The sequence below is a fragment of the Ruegeria sp. genome (assembly GCF_028066395.1).
Taxonomy (GTDB): Bacteria; Pseudomonadota; Alphaproteobacteria; order Rhodobacterales; family Rhodobacteraceae; genus Ruegeria.
Genome location: NZ_JALCBM010000010.1, coordinates 1 through 2543 on the forward strand (window position 1 = coordinate 1; position 2543 = coordinate 2543).

The 2543-nt window shown below is 59.5% G+C and carries 5 protein-coding genes; all 5 read left to right on the forward strand.

The genetic code is table 11. The annotated features are described in order from the left end of the window. On the forward strand, positions 1-474 hold a 474-nt coding region (locus tag MPJ51_RS05170), incomplete at its 5' end, for a MaoC family dehydratase (protein ID WP_298382756.1). 57 nt (positions 475-531) lie between these two features. Then, complete coding sequence (locus MPJ51_RS05175) at positions 532-1194, forward strand: DUF1194 domain-containing protein (protein ID WP_298382759.1); 663 nt, start codon at positions 532-534, stop codon at positions 1192-1194. Positions 1195-1409: 215 nt separating this feature from the next. Continuing rightward, positions 1410-1793, forward strand: coding sequence for a succinate dehydrogenase, cytochrome b556 subunit (sdhC, locus tag MPJ51_RS05180; RefSeq protein ID WP_298382762.1), 384 nt, complete (start codon positions 1410-1412; stop codon positions 1791-1793). A gap of 10 nt (positions 1794-1803) precedes the next feature. Next, positions 1804-2175 (forward strand): succinate dehydrogenase, hydrophobic membrane anchor protein, encoded by a 372-nt coding sequence (gene sdhD, locus MPJ51_RS05185; RefSeq protein WP_298382765.1) that lies wholly within the window; start codon positions 1804-1806, stop codon positions 2173-2175. Between the two features lie 24 nt (positions 2176-2199). Continuing rightward, positions 2200-2543 (forward strand): FAD-binding protein (locus tag MPJ51_RS05190; protein ID WP_298382767.1); only part of this gene is annotated, 344 nt, incomplete at its 3' end.

Sequence of the window (2543 nt, forward strand, 5' to 3'; positions counted from 1 at the left end):
TTCGCACTGGCGGGCGAGCCGCATCGCTGGGGTGACTATGAGATCGGCGAAACCATCGACCACGTGGACGGCGTCACCGTGGAAGAGGCCGAGCATATGCTGGCCACTCGCCTGTGGCAGAACACCGCCAAGGTGCATTTCGACCTGACCTTCCGCCCCGAAGGGCGGCTGATCTATGGCGGTCACGTGATCTCGATGGCGCGGACGCTGTCGTTCAACGGGCTGGCCAATGCGCAGATGATCGTCGGTCTGAATGGCGGGGCGCATGCCAACCCGTGCTTTGCGGGCGACACGATCAAGGCCTGGTCCGAGGTTCTGGACAAGGCCGAGACCGGCGTGCCTGGCGTTGGTGCCATCCGCCTGCGGCTGGTGGCGACCAAAGGGGGTGAGCCCTTTGAGCTGCGCAATGAAGACGGGAAATACCAGCCCGGTGTGCTGCTGGATCTGGATTACTGGGCGCTGATGCCGACCTAAACCCGCCGATTACGTTCATGTGAATGCAAGGGCTGAAAACCGTGCTAAGCTTTGGGCATGGTCTCGCTCCGTGCCCTTGCCGCATGTCTTTGTCTGGCCCCCCCTGCCTGGGCGTGTGATCTGGCTTTGGCGCTGGCTGTGGATGTTTCCGGGTCGGTCGACAGTTGGGAGTTTAACACCCAGATGGACGGGCTGGCCGCCGGGCTGCGCGACCCTATCGTGTCCGAGGCTTTGGTGCGTGGGCAGGCGCAGCTGATGCTGGTGCAGTGGACCGGCTCTTCGCGCCAGAAGATCACCATTCCCTGGACCCGGATCGACAGTTTCGCCACGCTGGATCACTTTGCCGAGCAGGTGGCCAACGACCCCCGCGTCTGGCGCAATTTCTCGACCGCAATTGGCGAGGCGCTGGAAACCACAATCGCCAGCTTCGATGCCGTGCCGCAGTGCAAACGCCACCTGATTGATCTGTCGGGGGACGGGATATCGAACGAGGGGATTGAACCGTCCGAATTGCGCAGCCTGTTGCGCGCGCGCGGCGTGACCGTGAACGCCATCGCCATTGAAGAAAGCGAGCCCGACCTGACCGCCTATTTCTTTGAGAATGTCATTGTTGGCGAAGGCGCCTTTGTCGTCTCGGCGGCGGGGTTTTCCGATTACCCGGAGCGAATCCGCAAAAAGTTGCTGCGCGAAGTGACGCAGCAGACAGCGGGTCTGGAATGACTGGTTTGCAGATTCGTGATCACAACGCTTTGACCTTGAAAACGCTAACATAGGCGCAGTTCTGCGGGTTTTGTGATCACAACGATATTTTGCGTGATCACGAAGCAGAGATATCCAAATTTTTGCGCAGAAATTAATGATTTTTGCACCTGCAGCACGTGACAGAGTCGCAAAAAAAGGTAAAACCGTCGATAGCCAACCGAAAAGGAGCCGCCATGGCCGATGTAAATCGGGGCAACCGCCCGCTTTCTCCGCATCTTTCGATCTACCGACCGCAGATGACTTCGCTGTCGTCGATCATGGTGCGTATCACTGGCCTTGCGGCATTTGCGCTGTCGGCATTGGTTGTCTGGTGGTTGCTGGCGGCGGCGACATCACAAGGCGCTTTCGATTTCATCGATGGGCTGATGCGCAGCTTTCTGGGTGATCTGGTCATGTTCGGTGGGGCATGGGCGCTGTACTACCACATGCTGGGGCGTCTGCGGCATGTGATCTGGGATCTGGGATATTGTCTGAATGTTGAGGTCTCAGAAAAGCTGGGGGTCGGCATGTTCGTGGTGGCGACCGTTCTGGCCGTGGCCACGGCGTTGATGGTTTAAGGAGATGGCGATGCACTATCTGACCGATCGCAAGCGCGCGCAGGGCAACGGGGCAGGACGGCAGGGCACCCATCATCATTGGCAGATGATGGTCAGCTCGACCGCATTGGTGTTTCTGGTGCCGTTGTTTGTTTTCACCTTCGCCAACGGTCTGGGCGGGACCTATGAAGAGGTGCTTGCCTATTACAGCCGCCCCTTCCCGGCCATTATAACCGCCCTGACATTGGTGTTCGGAACCATCCATCTGATGCGCGAAGCGCAGGCCGCTGTCGAAGATTACGTGCATGGCGTTGCCGAGAAGCTGACGCTTATGGCCGTAACCGGGTTTGCCTACACGGTGATCGCCGTGGGGCTGTTCGCCCTTGTCAAGCTAGCCCTGTAATGCCAGCGGTAAGGACCTGAGAATATGACTGCAGAATACGAATACGAAACGCACGAATATGACGTGGTCGTTGTCGGTGCCGGTGGCGCTGGTCTGCGTGCCACGCTGGGCATGGCGGAGCAGGGTCTGCGCACGGCGTGCGTGACCAAGGTGTTCCCGACCCGATCCCACACGGTGGCCGCGCAAGGCGGTATCGCCGCGTCGCTGTCCAACATGGGCCCCGATCACTGGCAGTGGCATATGTATGACACCGTCAAGGGCTCGGACTGGCTGGGCGATACCGACGCGATGGAGTATCTCGCGCGCGAGGCTCCAAAGGCGGTTTATGAGCTAGAGCATTACGGCGTGCCCTTCAGCCGGACCGAAGA

Coding starts and splice junctions, on each gene's coding strand:
- sdhC (WP_298382762.1), top strand. CDS start 1,410: ATGGCCGATGTAAATCGGGGCAACCGCCCGCTTTCTCCGCATCTTTCG.
- MPJ51_RS05175 (WP_298382759.1), top strand. CDS start 532: ATGGTCTCGCTCCGTGCCCTTGCCGCATGTCTTTGTCTGGCCCCCCCT.
- sdhD (WP_298382765.1), top strand. CDS start 1,804: ATGCACTATCTGACCGATCGCAAGCGCGCGCAGGGCAACGGGGCAGGA.